Annotated in this window: 16 protein-coding genes and 2 pseudogenes; 10 read left to right on the top strand and 8 right to left on the bottom strand. The window is 38.4% G+C overall.

The window, feature by feature from the left end; translation table 11 throughout:
* Together J2Z81_RS03235 and J2Z81_RS03240 are read left to right on the top strand one after the other, a co-directional pair.
* Window positions 1-306 (top strand): annotated as a pseudogene (locus J2Z81_RS03235) (alanine dehydrogenase); the annotation flags it as partial.
* Between the two features lie 265 nt (window positions 307-571).
* Window positions 572-1,678: a class II histone deacetylase gene (locus tag J2Z81_RS03240; RefSeq protein ID WP_226370698.1), complete on the top strand. Its 1,107-nt coding sequence runs from the start codon at window positions 572-574 to the stop codon at window positions 1,676-1,678.
* Window positions 1,679-1,721: 43 nt separating this feature from the next.
* Here J2Z81_RS03240 and J2Z81_RS03245 read toward each other — a convergent pair whose 3' ends face one another.
* Both J2Z81_RS03245 and gabT read right to left on the bottom strand, forming a co-directional pair.
* Window positions 1,722-3,113, bottom strand: a complete 1,392-nt coding sequence (locus J2Z81_RS03245; RefSeq protein WP_226370699.1) for an NAD-dependent succinate-semialdehyde dehydrogenase — start codon at window positions 3,111-3,113, stop codon at window positions 1,722-1,724.
* Window positions 3,114-3,355: 242 nt separating this feature from the next.
* Complete coding sequence (gabT, locus tag J2Z81_RS03250; RefSeq protein ID WP_226370700.1) at window positions 3,356-4,657, bottom strand: 4-aminobutyrate--2-oxoglutarate transaminase; 1,302 nt, start codon at window positions 4,655-4,657, stop codon at window positions 3,356-3,358.
* A 108-nt stretch (window positions 4,658-4,765) separates the two neighbouring features.
* On the opposite strand from gabT, the gene gabR reads away from it, so the two are divergent.
* Both gabR and J2Z81_RS03260 read left to right on the top strand, forming a co-directional pair.
* The gene (gene gabR / locus J2Z81_RS03255) at window positions 4,766-6,172 is read left to right on the top strand and encodes a MocR-like transcriptional regulator GabR (protein ID WP_226370701.1); all 1,407 of its coding nucleotides are present in this window, start codon (window positions 4,766-4,768) and stop codon (window positions 6,170-6,172) included.
* Between the two features lie 26 nt (window positions 6,173-6,198).
* Window positions 6,199-7,026 carry a GNAT family N-acetyltransferase gene (locus J2Z81_RS03260; protein WP_226370702.1) on the top strand — a complete coding sequence of 276 codons (828 nt, stop codon included), beginning with the start codon at window positions 6,199-6,201 and terminating at the stop codon, window positions 7,024-7,026.
* A gap of 43 nt (window positions 7,027-7,069) precedes the next feature.
* Here the strand turns inward: J2Z81_RS03260 and J2Z81_RS03265 are convergent, their stop codons facing one another.
* Entirely contained in the window at window positions 7,070-8,197 is a 1,128-nt protein-coding gene (locus J2Z81_RS03265) for a M20 peptidase aminoacylase family protein (RefSeq protein WP_226370703.1), read from the bottom strand.
* A 173-nt stretch (window positions 8,198-8,370) separates the two neighbouring features.
* Here J2Z81_RS03265 and menC point away from each other — a divergent pair, with 173 nt between their 5' ends.
* Window positions 8,371-9,477 (top strand): o-succinylbenzoate synthase, encoded by a 1,107-nt coding sequence (gene menC / locus J2Z81_RS03270; protein WP_226370704.1) that lies wholly within the window; start codon window positions 8,371-8,373, stop codon window positions 9,475-9,477.
* An 81-nt stretch (window positions 9,478-9,558) separates the two neighbouring features.
* Here the strand turns inward: menC and rpoN are convergent, their stop codons facing one another.
* The 4 genes from rpoN to J2Z81_RS03290 all read right to left on the bottom strand — a co-directional run bounded on the left by rpoN (window position 9,559) and on the right by J2Z81_RS03290 (window position 12,746).
* Window positions 9,559-10,887 (bottom strand): RNA polymerase factor sigma-54, encoded by a 1,329-nt coding sequence (rpoN, locus tag J2Z81_RS03275; RefSeq protein WP_226370705.1) that lies wholly within the window; start codon window positions 10,885-10,887, stop codon window positions 9,559-9,561.
* 181 nt (window positions 10,888-11,068) lie between these two features.
* Window positions 11,069-11,794 carry a twin-arginine translocase subunit TatC gene (gene tatC, locus J2Z81_RS03280; protein WP_226370706.1) on the bottom strand — a complete coding sequence of 242 codons (726 nt, stop codon included), beginning with the start codon at window positions 11,792-11,794 and terminating at the stop codon, window positions 11,069-11,071.
* A 35-nt stretch (window positions 11,795-11,829) separates the two neighbouring features.
* The gene (tatA, locus tag J2Z81_RS03285; RefSeq protein WP_226370707.1) at window positions 11,830-12,027 is read right to left on the bottom strand and encodes a twin-arginine translocase TatA/TatE family subunit; all 198 of its coding nucleotides are present in this window, start codon (window positions 12,025-12,027) and stop codon (window positions 11,830-11,832) included.
* 14 nt (window positions 12,028-12,041) lie between these two features.
* Complete coding sequence (locus J2Z81_RS03290) at window positions 12,042-12,746, bottom strand: hypothetical protein (protein ID WP_226370708.1); 705 nt, start codon at window positions 12,744-12,746, stop codon at window positions 12,042-12,044.
* Window positions 12,747-12,858: 112 nt separating this feature from the next.
* On the opposite strand from J2Z81_RS03290, the gene J2Z81_RS03295 reads away from it, so the two are divergent.
* Together J2Z81_RS03295 and J2Z81_RS03300 are read left to right on the top strand one after the other, a co-directional pair.
* Entirely contained in the window at window positions 12,859-13,608 is a 750-nt protein-coding gene (locus tag J2Z81_RS03295; protein ID WP_226370709.1) for a gluconate 2-dehydrogenase subunit 3 family protein, read from the top strand.
* 21 nt (window positions 13,609-13,629) lie between these two features.
* Entirely contained in the window at window positions 13,630-15,345 is a 1,716-nt protein-coding gene (locus J2Z81_RS03300) for a GMC family oxidoreductase (protein ID WP_226370710.1), read from the top strand.
* 41 nt (window positions 15,346-15,386) lie between these two features.
* On the opposite strand, the gene J2Z81_RS03305 is transcribed toward J2Z81_RS03300, so the two are convergent.
* Window positions 15,387-16,223 (bottom strand): YitT family protein, encoded by an 837-nt coding sequence (locus J2Z81_RS03305; RefSeq protein ID WP_226370711.1) that lies wholly within the window; start codon window positions 16,221-16,223, stop codon window positions 15,387-15,389.
* 414 nt (window positions 16,224-16,637) lie between these two features.
* Between J2Z81_RS03305 and J2Z81_RS03310 the strand changes: the two genes are divergently transcribed.
* The 3 genes and pseudogenes from J2Z81_RS03310 (at window position 16,638) to J2Z81_RS03315 (ending at window position 18,661) form a co-directional block, all read left to right on the top strand.
* Window positions 16,638-17,186: an IS110 family transposase gene (locus tag J2Z81_RS03310; protein ID WP_404976531.1), complete on the top strand. Its 549-nt coding sequence runs from the start codon at window positions 16,638-16,640 to the stop codon at window positions 17,184-17,186.
* A pseudogene (locus tag J2Z81_RS16150) lies at window positions 17,153-17,395 on the top strand (IS110 family transposase); the annotation flags it as partial. The gene J2Z81_RS03310 and the pseudogene J2Z81_RS16150, both read left to right, overlap by 34 nt.
* A 477-nt stretch (window positions 17,396-17,872) precedes the next feature.
* Window positions 17,873-18,661 carry a glutamine ABC transporter substrate-binding protein gene (locus tag J2Z81_RS03315; RefSeq protein WP_084179365.1) on the top strand — a complete coding sequence of 263 codons (789 nt, stop codon included), beginning with the start codon at window positions 17,873-17,875 and terminating at the stop codon, window positions 18,659-18,661.
* Window positions 18,662-18,696 lie beyond the last annotated feature (35 nt).

Here is an 18,696-nt window from a genome sequence, read left to right on the forward strand (position 1 = left end):
ACTAGTGATCGAATTACCAGTCATGATGATCCTACATTTACCAAGCATGGTGTTGTTCATTATACCGTAGCGAACATCCCAGGAGCAGTTCCTCGCACTGGAACAATCGGACTGACCAACGTCACGGTACCTTATGCACTGCAAATAGCAAACAAAGGATACAAACAAGCATGTCTTGATAACCCTGCACTACTAAAAGGACTGAACGCGCTAGAAGGTCATGTTACCTTTAAAGGTGTAGCTGAATCGCATCAACTTCCTTATGACGATGCGGAGGCCTTATTAAAAACAGGAATAAACGTATAGAAATAAAGTGGCACTTCGAAGGGAAGTGCCACTTATCTTTGAATAGAGTATTTATGGTGGGTGGCTGCAGTTGTGATATACAGTAATATATGTTTATAGCAGCTTAGTTAATGTCATGTTATTGCTTTCATCATTGAATACTTGGCAATAGATTGTATAAACATGTTTTGCCATTGTAGCCATATACATGATAAAGCAAGATAATAAATTGGGTATTTATTATCATTACAATAAAAGTTTATTCTGTAATCAAAGGAGAATCTTAATGCAAAAATCAACAGGATTCATATGGGATGAAAGCTATTTTTGGCACCAGACAGGCAATGGTGCGTTGAATTTAAATGCAGGCGGTTGGATTCAGGAAGATATTCATGCGGAGAGTCCAGAATCGAAACGCCGTATTAAAAATTTGCTGGATCGATCGAAATTTATAAAAGAATTAGAACAAATAGAACCCCGCTCTGCAACGCGAGAGGAAATTAAAATGAATCATAAAAGCGAATACATCGATCGCGTTAAAACGCTAAGTGATGCGGGGGCAGGGGATGCGGGTAAACGTGCTATTGTAGGTCCAAATTCCTTTGAAATTGCATTGCTGTCGGCTGGGGGCGCAATTACTGGAGTAGACGCTGTCATGAATAATCAAGTGGAAAATGCATATGTTCTCACTCGCCCACCGGGTCATCACGCGGAATATGACATGGGATGGGGATTTTGCCTATTCAATAATATTGCCATCGCAGCAAAACATGCGCGAAAAAAATATGGATTAAAACGGATATTAATCCTGGACTGGGATGTGCATCACGGAAATGGAACAGAAAGTGCTTTTCGTTTTGATTCTGATGTTTTATTTATTTCGATTCACCAGGAAAATATTTTTCCGGAAAATCGAGGGGAAATGACGTACACAGGTGAGGATGATGGGGAAGGGTATAATGTAAACATTGAATTACCTGCTGGTACAGGTAATGAAGGGTATAATTATACGATCGAGCAAATCATTGAACCAATCACAAATCAATTCCAGCCCGAATTAATTTTAGTCTCTGCTGGCCAAGATCCAAGTCGCTTTGACCCTTTAGGAAGAATGCTAGTGACAGCAGAAGGCTTTTATCAAATGGCTTTAAAGATAAAGGATTTAGCTGATAAGCATTGTAATGGACGACTAGTTGCTTGTCATGAAGGGGGGTATAGTACAGCATATGTACCGTTTTGCACATTAAAGGTTTTAGAAGCACTCAGCGGAAAACAAAGTGGGGTGGGGGATCCATTTGATCATGGTTTCCATGAGGGACCTTTTTATTTTAATCAATCGAAAGCAATAGAAAAAGCGAAAGAAATTCAATCACAATACTGGGATCTTTCATAAGAATAGGAGCTGTCCTCGATACAGGCAGCTCCTATTAATCTATCTATGATAGGTTCCCAACGGATAAATATTTCGTTTCTAGATAAGGCTCAATACCTTCGATTCCGCCTTCACGTCCAAGACCGCTTTCTTTCATTCCGCCAAATGGTGCGTGTGCAGCAGAAGGTCCGCCGTCATTCCATCCGACAATACCAAAATCAAGATGGTCGTGTAAGTATGTTCCTGTGCGATAATCATTTGTAAAGAAGTAAGCAGCAAGTCCATATGGTGTACTATTTGCGATTTCTACCGCTTCTTCAAGATCTTTAAAGCTTGTAATCGGTGCTACGGGGCCAAATGTTTCTTCATGCATGATTTCCATTTCATCATTCACATTTTTAAGTACCGTTGGATGAACGAAGAAATACCCTTTTTCATTATCTTGGTCATACTTGTTACCGATAAGCACGTCAGCACCTTTTTCAACGGCATCGTTTACTTGTTCAACAATTTTATCGTACCCTTTTTTATTGATGATAGGTCCAATGTCTGTTCCTTCTTCCAGTCCGTTTCCAACCTTCAGTTTTTCAACTTCCTGTGTTAGCTTTTCAGAAAAAGCATCTACGATATTTTCATGAACAATGAGGCGATTTGCGCAGACACAAGTTTGTCCCGCATTTCTAAATTTCGTTCCAATTGTTTGTTTAACTGCATAGTCCAGATCAGCATCTTCAGCGACAATCAGTGGTGCATGCCCACCCAATTCCATTGTGACATGTTTAATCGTATCGGCACTGTTTTTGATTAATGTTTTTCCTACTGGTGTGGAGCCAGTGAATGTAATTTTACGGATGTACTCGCTGTCTGTAAATAAATCTCCTACAACACTGCCGCGGCCATTAACACATTTGATCGCATCCGCTGGGATACCAGCTTCATATGCTAGCTCCACTATTTTAATAGCCGTTAAAGGTGTTTCAACAGCGGGTTTTACAATAAATGTACAGCCGGCAGCTAGAGCTGGCGCAGCTTTTCTTGTCATCATTGCTGCTGGGAAATTCCACGGTGTAATTGCTGCAACAAGTCCGATCGGCTGACGGCTCACGACAATTCGCTTTGATTCTGTGTTCGCTGGAATGGTTCGACCATAGATTCTTTTTGCTTCCTCTGCGTACCAATCAATATAACTTGTTGCATAATTTACTTCGCCTAACGATTCATGCAAAGGTTTTCCGTTTTCCTTCGTCATTATTTCTGCGATAACCTCTTTGTTTTCCTGAATTTTCTCTGACCATTTGCGCAGTAGGCGTGAACGTTCATGCGCATTAATTTTCGACCATTTTTTAAATCCATCATGACATTCTTTGATGGCCTGTTTAATTTCCTCCTCTGAATCGATTTTCACTTCTTCAATTAATTCTCCAGTAGCAGGATTGTTTACTTTGATTGACATCATACTTACCCCTTTCCTCTTTTCAATTTTACGCTATTCGTTGTAAGGATTGTTGTTTTTAACTTACGCAGTGGAAATATCCTCGCTGTCTACGGGCAGGTGTCAAGCCTTCTCAGCTTGTCCCACGCCTGCGGATCTTGCCTATTTTGTTCTTCTTGTGGGAGTCTCGCATATTTTCGATGCTGAGAGGTTCATTTTGATTAAAATAGCAACAATCTTAATGAAAACAGCCAATTTTTTAAAAACTATGCAAAGGCCTTTTCCAAGATTTCGAATCCTTTTGATAATTCTTCGTCTGTAATAACAAGTGGTGCCAGGAAGCGGATAACATTTCCTTTTAAACCTGCAGAAAGAAGCAAGAGTCCATGTTCATTTGCATATTTAACAATTTCACTTGTTTTTGCTTTGTTTGGCTGCTTACTTGAGTGGTCAGTAACTAATTCAACTGCAACCATCGATCCTAAACGGCGGATATCACCAACATAGTCATGTTTTTCAGCCAGTTCTTTCAATGCCGCTTCCATTTTTTGGCCGATTTCTTCTGATCTCTCAAGCAGCTTTTCTTCCTCCATGATATCAAAAACAGTTAATGCAGCAGCACATGCAACTGGATTTCCTGCAAATGTTCCGCCTAATTCGCCCGGACCCGCGGTATTTAAAATTTCTTTTCTGCCAACAACAGCACTTAATGGTAGACCGGCGGCCAAAGATTTTGAAACGGTCATTAAATCCGGAACAACATCAAAGTGGTCAATTGCAAATAGTTTACCTGTTCGACCAATGCCTGTTTGGATTTCATCTGCAACAAATAGAATACCATGTTGCTTGCAGAAATCGCTTACAAACTGTACGAATTTTTTAGGAGGTATAATAAACCCGCCTTCACCTTGAACTGGTTCCATCACTACACAAGATACCATTTCTGGGGCAACTGTGGAAAGGAAAAAGTCTTTAAATGCTTCCATTTTCTGATCAATGTATTGTTCTTCAGAGATATTATCCGGTTTGTGATACATGTAAGGAAATGGTGCTTGATAAGTTTCCGGAGCAAATGGGCCAAATCCAAACTTGTATGGTTTTACTTTACTAGTCATGCCCATCGTTAAATTTGTTCTGCCATGAAAGCCACGGGTAAATGATACGACAGCTTGTCTACCTGTATAGCGGCGAGCGATTTTTACAACGTTCTCAATCGCTTCAGCTCCAGAGTTAAATAAAATGGCTTGTTTATCAAAACTGCCAGGTGTAACACTACATAATTTTTCAGCTAGATTAATATATCCTTCGTACATCATGACATTAAAGCCGGGATGCAAGAACTTATCTGCTTGATTTTTTACAGCTTCCGTTACTTTCGGATGTGTATGACCGACATTTAAGGTTCCAATTGCACCTGCAAAATCAATCCACTCCCTCCCATCCATATCTGTTACAGTTGATCCAGTGGCATGGGATGCAATATTTATATTCCCGTTACTGACACCACGGGGAACATATTTCTCTCTCTTAGCTTGTAAATCATTGGTTGTTACAAAAGATGTCGTCATCAAAAACTCCTCCTCTTATTTTGATTATATTAACAAGTATGACAATTATCTGGTATAATGAAAAGAACCAGTTTAGAAAGATTTTAAGTACCAGATTGAGGGGATATTATGTTTTTTTCATTCGAAAAAGATAAGAATAGGAGCTATATCTATCAGCAAATTTATGAAGAACTAAAATATCATATTTTAAATAGAAAATTAAAAGCAAATGAAAAATTACCGTCAAAACGAAAACTGGCAGAACAATTAAACGTAAGTGTAAATTCCGTTACAAATGCATACGAACAACTGCTTGCTGAAGGATATATTTATACAAAGGAAAGAAAAGGATATTACGTAGAAAATATTACACCGTTTATCCATCAGGAAGCATCAACGGAACATAAATTACCGTCTGATCTAAAGGAAACAGTTCATGATGAAGAAGGATGGCTTTCTCTTTCTCATATGACATCGGATGTATCTGCTTTTCCTTTTAGTGAATGGATGAAATGCCAGCAAAGAGCAATAAAAAATCATAAAAAAGAATTATCCGAACTCCCTCATCCTCAAGGACCTTATTTGGTTCGAAAAACAATTTCAAATATAATTGCCATGTCACGTGGTGTCATTTGTGAGCCTGAACAAATTGTGATTGGAGCGGGAACACAATTGTTGATTCGTGCTTTAATGGAAATCAAGCAAAATGATACGGTTGTAGCGATGGAGGACCCTGGATATTCTCGTATTTATACATTATTAAAAAATATGGGTTTTGACGTTCGGACGCTGCATTTGGATGAAGAAGGAATTGATATGAAGGAAATAGAGTCCGACATCAATTTTTTATTTGTAACGCCTTCCCATCAGTTTCCAACAGGGAAAATAATGCCAATATCAAGACGCATCGAATTACTAAATTGGTCAACACAAGGTTTTAACAGGTATATTGTTGAAGATGATTATGATAGTGAATTCAAATATGAAACAGATCATATTCCGTCATTACAAAGCCTGGATCGAAATCATCGTGTTATTTATACCGGAACATTCTCAAAAACGATCCTCCCTGGGCTGCGGATCAGTTATATGGTTCTGCCTCCTAATATGTTAAAAGCGTATCGTAATTATCATTATAATCTGATGCAAAATAGCAATTCACTCGCTTTATATACACTGCATTATTTTGTTGAGACCGGGGGGTACGCACGACATTTAAAAAGAATGAATCACCTTTATGAGTTGAAAAGAAAAATATTAATTCGTCAAATAGAAAAACGATTCGGACATCTTGTTACGATTGATAACATTCCAGCTGGCTTGCATTTTTTGGCTAAGTTTCAAACGAAGATCTCCTATGAGCGTTTTGAAAGAAGAATCAAAGAAGAAAAGCTTGAAGTATACTCTATGAGGCGTTTTCAATTAAAAAATATAGATAAAAAGAAAGCTACCATCGAATTGGTATTGGGATTTGCAAATATAAAAGAAGAGCAAATACCTGAAGCGGTCGATCGATTATATCGCGTTTTATATTAGTTGCAAGAAGGAAGGGAAGATAAATAGTGGCAGATTCATGGAAAGAAAAAATAGAAATACGTGCATTGAATACGATAGAAGAATTAGTTAAGGTCAGAAATTTGGAGAAGATGATTTGGCAAGATGATGATCCGATTCCGGTTCACCAAAGCAGTACCGTTATCAAGCATGGGGGACTGGCAATCGGTGCTTTTATCGGATCGGAATTGATCGGTTTTCAATTTAGTTTTCCAGGCTTTGATGGCTCAGACATATACTTATGCTCCCATAATTTAGGGATTCATCCGAAATATAGAAAGCTTGGAATTGGAGAGAAAATAAAGCTCAAACAGAGGGAAAAAGCAATCGAATTGGGCTATCAATTCATTGTATGGACGTATGATCCGCTTGAAACAGTGAATGGTTACCTCAATTTAAGCAAGCTAGGCGGCGTTTGTACACAGTATATAGAGAATTGTTATGGGGAACTCCCAGATAAATTAAATGCTGGACTTCCATCAGACCGGTTTTTAGTAGAATGGCGAATGGATGAACAACATACGATTTCCAATCAGGAACAAATTTTTGAAACCAATAAGCAATCCTTCCCCTTATTAGTGGATATAGCAGTCAGCAAAGAGGGATTCCCGCGCCCTCAACATGTCAATCTGAATGCAGGGGAAGGTTGTACAAAGCTGCTTGTTCCAGTACCGCAGCATTTTCAAGAAATAAAAGCTTCAAATATCGATATCGCGAAGGAATGGAGAATGGCGACGCGTGAAATTTTTAAGCATTACTTAGAAGACGGATGGGTGGTTACCAGATTAGAAAGAGGCTCTCATGCATCCGTGCATTACTATGTGCTTAGTAAATAATTCTCTGAAGAGCAGCACTATTTTAGAAGTGTTGCTCTTCCTTTTATATCCGAATGGCGCAGGTTTGTAATATAGCCTGAAATAAGATATGGACACCATGCATCAGAGCATCTTGATTAAATGTCATGTCCGGATGGTGCAAACCTGGTTTAAGGTTACATCCAAGTCCTAGCATTGTGGCTTTTAGGGTAGGTTTCTTAATCGTGTAAAAATGGAAATCATCTCCCCCTGGAGTGACTAGCGGCGGGTCAACATGTGCATGGCCTAGTGTATGTTCAATTGCACTATGCATGATATTGATCGCTTCTTCATTTGTTTTTGCCGCAGCAATGCCGTTTTTATCGGTAATTCGAATATCCACTTGATAGATTTCCCTTACTGCACGGAAAATTGCATGGACTTTCTGATCCAGTTTTTCCATCACTTCATTATTTTGCGCTCTTAGATCAATTGAAAAAGAGGCGTTTCCGGGAATTATGTTTGTGCTTTTGCCCCCTGCATGAAAATTAGTCATTTTAACTGAATATGGGACGCGGGGGTTCATATGAATCTTACCTAACATATTTACAATTTCCGTTCCTACTTCGATAGCATTCGTATTCAAATGCGGTCTTGCGCCGTGAGCATCATGGCCTTTTATTTCTGCTGTATACGACCATGCAGCTCCGTGGACAATAACTGGCGTTGCGTGTCCCATTTTTGTCTCCTGCTCCGGTCGTAAATGAATTCCAAACAAATAATCGACATTGTCTACAACCCCTTTTTCAACCATTTTTAAAGCTCCAGCAGCTTCTTCCTCCGCAGGCTGAAAAATAAATTTAATTGCTACTTTATTGTCTAATTGAGGATGTTCTTTAAGCTTCCAAAGTACACCCAAAGCAATAGCCATATGTGCATCATGACCGCAAGAATGATTCGCTTGAAATGTTCCGTTTACTTCTTGCCAAAGTGCATCCATATCGGCGCGAATCCCGATAACAGGCACTGATCCATCAAATTTGCCAAATTCACCAATGACCCCTGTGCAATCCTCAAAAGTCGTTACCTCACAGCCGCTTTTTTCTAATACATCCGCTATATATGTTGTTGTATTTATTTCTTCCCAGCTGATCTCTGCGTTATGATGCAGATACTGAAATGTTTCCAGAACATTCCTCTCTACCTTACTCACCGTTAGTGCCCCCTTTGAAGATATTTCTTCTGAATTTGTAATACACTATATCCTTCATTATAATTTAGTGCAAGTGTATTTATTTATACAACCATACATAGGAGCGAGGTTCTTTGATTTTTGTTATGCTATTTATGTAGTCAAAATAGGAATAGGAAAAAGGGGAGACTTACGTGAGAATTAGTGAAGTAGTCATGTATAAAATTCAAATGCGAATGAAAAATCCATTTACAACTAGTTTTGGAACAGAGCAAGATCGATTATTTCTAATTATAGAAGCGAAGAATGATGATGGGCTGTCAGGATGGGGAGAATGCGTGACATCGGAACTTCCTCTGTATATTGAAGAGTTTACACAATCCGCATGGCATATGCTGGCAGATAATCTGATTCCTCTCGTGGTGAAACAGGAAATCAACCACCCTGATGAATTACAGGAAAAATTTCAGCCGTTTAAAAGAAATAACTTAGCTAAATCAGCGCTTGAAGGTGCGATATGGGATCTTTATGCGAAAACGAGAGGAGAATCACTTGCAAATGCGTTAGGAGGTACAAAGAAGAAGGTTGATGTCGGCATCAGTCTCGGAATAGAAGATGATATTGATGATTTACTCCAGAATATCAAGGAAAAAACAGAAGAAGGATACAAACGTATCAAAATAAAGATAAAGCCAGGAAAAGACTTGAATGTATTGCATGAGGTTCGCAAAAACTTCCCGGATATTCCGCTGATGGTTGATGCTAACTCTGCTTACACATTGGATCATGTAGATACATTAAAGAAGATGGATAAGTATGATTTGATGATGATCGAGCAGCCTTTAACTGCTGGAGATATCATTGATCATGCAACATTGCAAAAACAAATAGAGACACCCGTATGTCTTGATGAAAGTATTCATTCTTATGAAAATGCACGGCAAGCGATCGAAATCGGCAGCTGTAAAATCATAAACATGAAAGTTGGCCGTGTCGGTGGTTTGACACAAGCAAAGCGCATCCATGATATGTGTGACAAAGCGGGTATTCCTTTGTGGTGTGGAGGAATGCTTGAGTCAGGAGTAGGACGAGCGCATAACATTGCGATCACTTCGCTTTCAAACTTTACATTACCAGGAGATACTGCGTCTTCCTCCAGATACTGGGAAGAAGACATCATTTCACCGGAAGTTGTGATGAAGGATGGGTATGTCGATGTACCAGAAGGCCCGGGAATTGGATATGAAGTAAAACCCGGATTCTTAAGGCGAAATACAGTCGAATTAAAAGTTTTTCAATAGACATAAGAAGGAGAACACCCTGGATTCTAAGATGGAACCCAGGGTGTTTTTGATAGATTGTAAAGTACGTTTTTAAACGTCTCAAATGATTTCTTTCCGCTTCGCTGAAGATAAAATTTTTAATTCTTCCCGGTATTTTGCAACTGTTCTTCTTGAGATCGTAATGCCATTTTTCTTTTTAAAGTAATCAGCAATTTTTTGATCGGAGTAAGGCTTTCGCTTATCTTCCTCATCAATGTATTGCTTCAGTAAAAATTTAACTCTAGTCGAAGAAGCATTATTGCCATCGCTTTTACCTAATTTGGAAGAAAACAGCTGTGACATTTCAAAGGACCCCGCCGGTGTCCGAATTACTTTATTACTTGTAGCACGGCTTACGGTAGATTCATGCATATCAATTTCATCTGCTACCTCTTTCATGGTCATCGCTTGAAGAGAGGATAATCCATTTTCTAAAAAACTGCGCTGTTTTTCCACAATGACCTTCGTGATTTTTAGTATGGTAGTTCGACGCTGTTCAATGCTATTTACGAGCCACATAAAGCGTTTATATTGATCACTTACATACTTTGAAGTTTCGTTTTTATTGTTGATTAGATTCATATATTCTTGATTGACGTTCATTTTTGGCAGGTACGAATCATTCAAAGATACAATATATTTCTCGTTCTCTTTATCTATTAATATATCAGGATATAAATAATTTGCAGGAGATGGATTAGACATTCCAGAACATGGTTTAGGATCAAGTGTTTGAATGCAATCCGCCACTTTTTTAATTTTTGTCAGCGATATATTCAGTAAGCGTGAAAGCTCCTGCCATTTTTTATTTCCAAGTAACTCAAGATGATCTGTAATAATTTCACAAATGATCGGTTCGTCCGGGTAATATGCTTTTGCTTGCAGCAATAAGCATTCTTGTAAGTTTCTGGCCCCTACTCCAATTGGCTCTAATTGCTGAAGCGTCTGAATGCTTTTCTCCGCTTTCTCCTGGCTGATTTTAAGTTGTTGTGCAACCTCTGAAGTTGTTATCTGCAAATAGCCATTATCATCTAGATTAAGAATCAAGTAATGCAGAATAAGACGTTCCTCTTTAGAAACATTCAAAAATTGCGCCTGTTCCAATAAATCTTCCCATAATCCGTTAGATTCACTTTTGATAAAATCAAGCGGACTTACTGTCTCATCATCTGAAGAATTGCCAGACCTTGTAAAAACAGGTTCGTATCTTTCCTCAACATGTATATCTGCAGGCTTATCTTCTAGTTCGATTAAGGGATTTTCCATCGCTTGTTCTTGTATAAATTGGGATAGATCTATTGTCGAATATTGTAATAGGGCAATTGCCTGCCTTAGCTCTGTGGTCATCACTAAATTCATTGTTTGCTTTTGAACCAATCCAAGTTGCACAAATAGACCTCCTTTTATGAATGCGCTTACAACAAATGTAAGTGTAATATTAGTAATTATGCAAATATTATACCATAAAAGTTATGGGTGTGCATCATGGATTTAGTTGTAAATAAAACGTCACCACTTCAGCAAAGCGAAGCAGTGACGTTTTCATTTGCTTTAGAAGTATATGTTATTCCTATGCCAGACCTTCCGCATCCAATTTCCGCTTATACATGACTTTTGAAAGGACAATCCCTAGCTCATACAAGGTGATCAATGGAGCCATCACAATAATTTGCGAAATGAAATCCGGCGGTGTAATTAATGCGGAAATCAGTGCCATGAAAATATAAGCATACTTTCTTATTTTGCCTAATTTAGTTGGTGTTATGAGACCGAGTGCTGTTAAAAACATCAGCAGGATCGGAATTTCAAATAAAAACCCAAGTGGAATTGTTGTCATCATCATAAATGAAAAATATTCTTTTGCGGTAATCATCATTTCAAAATTTTTCGTACCCAGATTAATTAAAAAACCAAATACTGTAGGAAAAATGATAAAAAAACCAAAAGCAATCCCGGTCAGAAAGCTGAAAAAAATGCCGGGTATATAGGATAATGCGGTTTTACTTTCTTGTTCTGTTAAAGCGGGTTTAACAAATTTCCAAATTTGGTACCCAATAAACGGTGCAGAAAACCCAAGGCTTAAACTTCCAGCAAGTCCTGCGTAAAAACGTATGACGTCCAGCGGCCCCAGCATAACAAGTTTATCTTCCGTAAGTAGTGGAATGACTTGGTTAATAAATATAAGAAACAAGATAAAACATGCAGCAAAAAAGAGGACTGAACTTATAATAGCTTTTCTGAGATCCGTAATGTGTTCCATAACGGTCTGATTTCCATCAATATGTGCCTCTTTCATGTTCGCATCCCCCCTTATTAATTCTTTGATTGTGATCAGTCCTTTGAAGATGTTTCCTCTTGCTTTTCTAGGTCGCTTTGATCACTTATCAGATTACTGGCAGATCGTTTGAATTCCGATAATGTTTGGCCAAATGCAGCTCCGATTTCAGGCAATTTTTTTGGACCAAATATAATTAATGTAACAACTAAGATGATAATCAACCCTGGTATACCAATGTTTGTTAGACCCATACTATCTCTCCTTTTTAATTTGTAAGTTTTGATTCCTGTGCCATTTTTAAAAGCTTTAAAATAGCTTCAGATGCTTTTTGATATGATGAGGAATGAATATTGTCTTGAATGCGATTAATAAGGTCAACAGCGTCTGGATCAGTAACCGTTAGAATTTTAACATTCCCATTGAACATCTCATTGATCTCATTTTTAGCTTGATCCAGGCTATCATAAGACTTTTCATCCTCATTTTGTGAGCCTTCTACACCTTTCAGTTCTCCTTTACCAGCCATGCCTTCTGTTCCGCTTAGCAAGTTACGTTGCATTTGATCGTATTCATGTGAAGTTGTTTCCTTTTTATTTCGTGCTAAGACAACAGAGTCATCTACAACAAAAACTTTAACCCCAGTAATGCCTTTCCCTTTTAAAACAGACTCAAAATGGGAAGAAATGCCACCTTCGTGGATAACGGATGAACCGATGGTGCTATATATATTATTTCCCATCCCTTTATATTTTGTTCCGTATTCAGTTGTCGTTTCTTTTTTATTACCAGATTCACTTGGTATAATGAGCGGGTTTTCCAAGTTCTCATTATTTGCCGGTGGATCATTTGCAAGATTTTCTGTAGTTTGCTCATTTGTTTGGTTTGGTTCCTCTGCCTTTGGATCCGTGTTATTACAGGCAGCAAGAAACACAATAATACCAATAATTAGAGCTAATGGTATTCTTTTCATAAGTTAACCTCCAAAGTATTGATTAGGTATATTTTGTCCCGGAATTTTTTATGTATGATTGGTTAATTTTGGTGACATAATAAAACTGTTCTGAAGTGAGGAGGTGAAAGACATGGATAAAGATAACAATAAGGAAAAAAGTGAACAGGAAAGATTATCCCGCCGCAGATTTATCAAAAACTCCAGTATAGCGGTTGGAGGACTTGCTGCTGGTGGAGTGATCGGAAGCGCAATTCCATGGCGCAAGGAAACGAAAAAGGATACACAAACAGCACCTCAAACCGATAAAAGCTATAATCGCGCATTAATGAATTTTACGAAAGTGGAATTTGATGTTATTAACGATGCAGCAGAACGTATTTTCCCAAAAGATGATCATGGACCGGGAGCGAAAGATTTGGGTGTTGCTTATTATATTGACCATCAATTGGCTGGTTCTTATGGATTTAATGCAAGAGATTACATGGAGCCTCCATTTTTTCATGGTGAAGAAGTTCAAGGATATCAAGGCAGACTAAAACGCCGTGAAATATTTAAGTTCGGCATACGTGAAATGCAAAACTATAGCCATGAAAAACATGATAAAGGTTTTACGGATTTATCTGATGAACAACAAGATGGTGTTTTAGAGGATTTTGAACAAGATAAAGTGAAACTGGCTACCATTTCACCGAGCGGTTTTTTTAATCTACTTCGCAGTATGACGCTAGAAGGGTTATATAGTGATCCGTTATATGGCGGAAATATCAATATGGGTGGCTGGAAAATGAGAGATTATCCCGGAGATGTTATGAGTTATAAAGATATTATTGAGAAAGATTTTCAAAAAATCGAGCCAACCAGCTTGCAGGACCATATGTAAAAAACGAAATGGGGTGATATCATGGTTAAAAAAATGCCGAAGAAAGATGTAGTGATTGTAGGTGTCGGTTGGGGAGGAGGCATTATTGCTTCTGAATTAACAAAAAAGGGACTAGACGTTGTTGGGTTGGAAAGAGGGCAAGAAAGGACAACAGAAGATTACTTCATGGCGCATGATGAATTACGATATGCGGTTAGAGGGGAATTATTCCAAGACTTATCAAAGGAAACCATTACCTTTCGCAGTAATAGCGGGATGCGAGCACTGCCAATGAGGCAGTATGGATCATTTCTAATGGGGAGTGGTTTAGGCGGGGCAGGCGTTCATTGGAACGGCCAGCTTTATCGCTTTCTGCCATATGATTTTGAGATTCGTAGCAAAACAATTGATCGATATGGAAAAGATAAAATACCAGGTGATATGACCATTCAAGATTGGGGTATTACGTATGATGAACTGGAACCATATTTTGATAAATTTGAAAAAATGGCTGGTGTTTCAGGTGAGGAGAATCCTTTCGGCGGAAAAAGATCTGATAAGTATCCAACCCCTCCTATGAAACATTCTCCACAAATGAAAATGTTCAAAGAAGCTACCGAAAAATTAAATTATCATCCTTTTACTGTTCCTTCTGCTAATTTGTCCGAGCCGTACGAAAATCCGGACGGTATATCTAGGGCTGCTTGTGAATACTGCGCATTTTGTGAACGTTTTGGTTGTGAGTATGGAGCAAAAGCGGATCCTGTTGTAACTGTCATCCCAGTTGCAAAAAAGACTGGTAAATTTGATCTTAGGACGCATTCATGGGTAAGGAGGGTATTACATAAGGGTAATAAAGCTACTGGTGTACTTTATACCGATGTAACAACCGGCGAAGAAATCGAACAGCCAGCAGATATTGTTGTTTTAACCAGTTATGTGTTTAATAACGCTAAGCTGTTACTGAATTCTGAAATCGGCAAACCGTATGACCCGTCCACCGGAAAAGGTGTTATCGGGAAAAATTATGCCTACCAAGTCATCAAAGGGAATGCGACTGGTTTTTTCGAGGATAAAAAATTCAATAACTTTGCCGGTGCAGGTGCATTAGGCATGGTTATCGATGATTTTAATGGAGACAATTTTGATCATTCAGATGTCGATTTTATCCATGGCAGTTATTTATCTTTGACACAGACAGGGAAGAGACCGATTCAAAGCAATCCGATTCCATCCGATTCTCCTACTTGGGGAAAAAAGTTTAAAGAAAATTCCCTGAAGTACATCAACCAAACATTATCAGTTGGTGCAATGGGGGCTAGCATGCCGTTTAAACAACATTATTTGGATTTAGATCCAATGTATAAGGATACATTTGGTGATCCATTAATTCGAATGACGTACGATTTTAAAGAACAAGATCGACAGTTGGCTAAGTTCACAGCACGTAAAGCACATAAAATTTTAGAGGAAATGGGTGCTGATCGCGTCGAATCGATGGAAGAACTCGGACCTTACAATATCACCACCTATCAATCAACACATAATACAGGCGGAGTCATCATGGGAGATGATCCGAATACTTCAGCAGTCAACAATTATTTGCAGATGTGGGATATGGAAAATCTGTTTGTTGTTGGGGCATCTGCATTTCCGCATAATAGCGGTTATAATCCAACAGGCACCGTTGGAGCACTGGCATACCGTGCAGCTGAAGGAATCTTAAAATATAATAAGGACGAAGAAATGCTCGCATAATAAAAGTCACCTTTATCGGGTGACTTTATTTATACATAAAATTATTGCACTTTTTTATATCCCTTTCTTACAATTTCCTGTACGTTGTGTACCGTGACATAAGCATTTGAATCAACCGTTTCAATAATTTTTCTCAAATGGACAATTTCTTGTTTATTAATGACAAGATAAAGTACTTCCTTATCCGCACCGGTATAACCACCTCGGCCTTCCAAAACGGTTAGTCCGCGTGACATGTTATTCGTTATTTGCTCCAAAACTTCCTTAGGTTCTCTGGAAATGATTAAAACAGCAATTCGCTCATTAACACCTTCCACAACAAAATCAATCAGTTTTGCCCCAACGTAAACGGATATCAGTGTATACATTGCTTTTTGCTGTCCAATGATAAAAACAGATCCGAGAATGACAAGAATATCGATAATAAGCATACCTTTACCGATACCCCAGCCAAAATATTGATGAGCCAGTCTCGCCAAAATGGATGAACCACCAGAAGTTCCACCTGCCCGGAACATTAGCCCAATTCCAAATCCGATAAATAAGCCAGCAAAAATAGCGGCTAATAATGTGTCTCCATGTAAATCTTTGCCTATATTTACAGTCACATGTAAAAAAATCGAGGAAAAAACGGTGGATATCATCGTATAAACTGTCATTCGCTTTGTAAAAAGTTTATAACCAATTGCTAATAATACGGTGTTAATAATAAAGTTTACAAGTCCCGGTGACCAGCCAAATAAATAATACGTTACAATAGTAATTCCGATGACTCCGCCTTCTGATAAACGGTTAGGAATGGCAAAGTAATTAACCCCGATTGCAAAGATAAGCGAACCTATAATAATATAAATGATATCGCGTATGACTCGATTCATTTGCTCACTCCCTCGTATAGTATATTTAAGCTTTTCTTTTCAGCCTATTAACTCTTACAAATTTACAAAAATCTCATTGTTGATAACTACGTTACCTTTCACTACTGGCGGACGCTTTCCGCGGGCATGGCTTGAGCCTCCTCGGAAGAAACCCACTTCCTGCGGGGTCTCAAGACTCACGCTATTTCCGCAGGAGTCGCCGCCATCCGTTCCAGGTAATGTACGTGCTGATCTTCCTACACGCAGGCTGTGCACCTTGTGCATCAAACCTAGATGTTAGTAGCTCCAGGGCCGCTTTTGAATCAAGGATAGTACTTATAGGCGAGGCTGCCGATCGACGTCCACACTAGGGATATCCCGGAGCGTCCAAAATTCGAGTTCCAATGATTCTAAATCGAAAGGAGGCAATATTCCATGAAATTATTTGTCGGATTAGACGTGAGTTCGTTTGATATCAAGGTTTGTTTTTTGAATGGAGATGGAGATCAGCTTCATTCCTTCACCGTAGCTAATGACCTGCCAGGTGCTACGCACCTGCGAGATGAGGTTCTTAACATAGCTAAAGAACAATCGGTGGATGTTTTAAGAATCGGGCTAGAGTCCACTAGTGTTTACAGTTTTCATCCATCCATGTTTCTGGACAATGATGAATATCTACAGGCACTGGGCGCTAAAGTATACGTCATGAATCCCAAGCAGATTGCCAACTTCAAAAAGAGTAACAGCGATATGAATAAGACAGATGAAATTGATGCTTTTGTCATCGCCGATTACCTTCGGTTCGGTCGTATGCCTATGACCGTTGTTAAAGAAGAGCAATACGTTGCACTTCAGCAGTTGACACGGGCAAGATATCAATTCGTGCGCCAAATTACGCAAGAGAAACAACGCTTCCTTCAGTATCTAAGCTATAAGTGCAATACATTTACTCTGGACGATTCACGGCTGAGGATACTTCCCTGACACGAAATGGGAATCAATACTATCTGGTTGAAGCCGCCAACTCGATAAGAAGGCATATTCCCGAATACAAAGATTATTACGCGAAAAAGTATCAGGAAGTACCGAAACATCAGCATAAAAGAGCCCTCGCCCTAACCGCAAGAAAATTTGTGCGTTTGGTTGATGCGCTACTACGCAACAACCAAATTTACACGCCAAAAGGAGCGTAAATAGATGAAGCATCATTAGCTTCCAAATCCCTTTATTTAATTTCCAGTAAATTACAATTAATTACTGGTTCTAGTTTGTGTTGTTTTTTTAAACAAATTGAACCTTGATAATCAAATATTTAATTAATATTTTTTTGACATATCACCGCAAGTCTTTTATAAAACTTTTATATTTATTAGTAGAGCATAAGAAAATGATTTATTCAAAATATTAATCTCGAATTAGCTTCTTATTGTTCAGTACCTGTTACTAAATTCAAAGCAGAAAACCATTATAAATTATCAGAATCGTCAGTATATAAAAGCTTTCTTTAACAATTATACGTTTTTTGTTACTAGAATAACATATAACGTCTGTTACGCTAATAAATTTAGAAATATGCAATTTTTGAATGTTTTCACAAAAATAGAATGTTTGGTAAAGTAAAAAATACGTTTGGAGATATCCGTAATAAAAAGGGGGAAAATTTTGTGAAAATGAAAAGATGGAAAACATGGGGGAGTATTTTATTTTTTAGTTTATTTTTATTTGGACTTGCAGCCTGTGGGGGTAAAGAGGAGGCAGCAGATGCTGATGGAAATGGTTTGAAAGATTCGTATACAGTAGCCACAGATACATCCTTTGTTCCATTTGAATTTAAAGAGGACGGGGAATATGTCGGCTTCGATATTGATTTAATCAACGCAATTGCAGATGAAGTTGGATTTGAGATTAACTTAGAAACTACTAACTTTGATGGTATTATTCCTGGACTGCAGACAGGCCAATTTGACATTGCTCTTGCAGGAATAGGTATTACGGAAGAAAGAAAGAAAAGCATTGACTATAGTGATCCATACTATGAATCTGGTTTGCGTATTGGGGTGAAAAATGACAATGAAGAGATTAAAGGCGTAGAGGATTTGGAGGGTAAAACAATAGCTACCCGCCTTGGGTCAACAAGTTCCGCTTATATCAAGGAAAATATTGATGGAGCAGAAGCAAATGAGTATGAACAGTTGGACCAAGCGTATTTAGCTGTTGAAAATGGCAGTGTAGATGCTGTGTTATATGATGCTCCAAACGTTGCCTACTATATACAAACCAAAGGTGAAGACAGCCTGAAAATGGTAGGGGATCTTTACGAGGCTGAAAATTACGGCATTGCTTTTGCAAAAGACCAAGAAGAGTTGGTTAAAGCTGTTAATGAGGCTTTAGAAACATTAAAAGAAAATGGAAAGTATGATGAAATCTACGAAAAATGGTTCGGTGAAAAACCAGAATAAATGACAACGAAGGACTGTCTCATGGCCTGTTATTG

It is taken from the genome of Virgibacillus alimentarius, assembly GCF_017874635.1.
GTDB classification, from domain to species: domain Bacteria; phylum Bacillota; class Bacilli; order Bacillales; family Amphibacillaceae; genus Virgibacillus_B; species Virgibacillus_B alimentarius.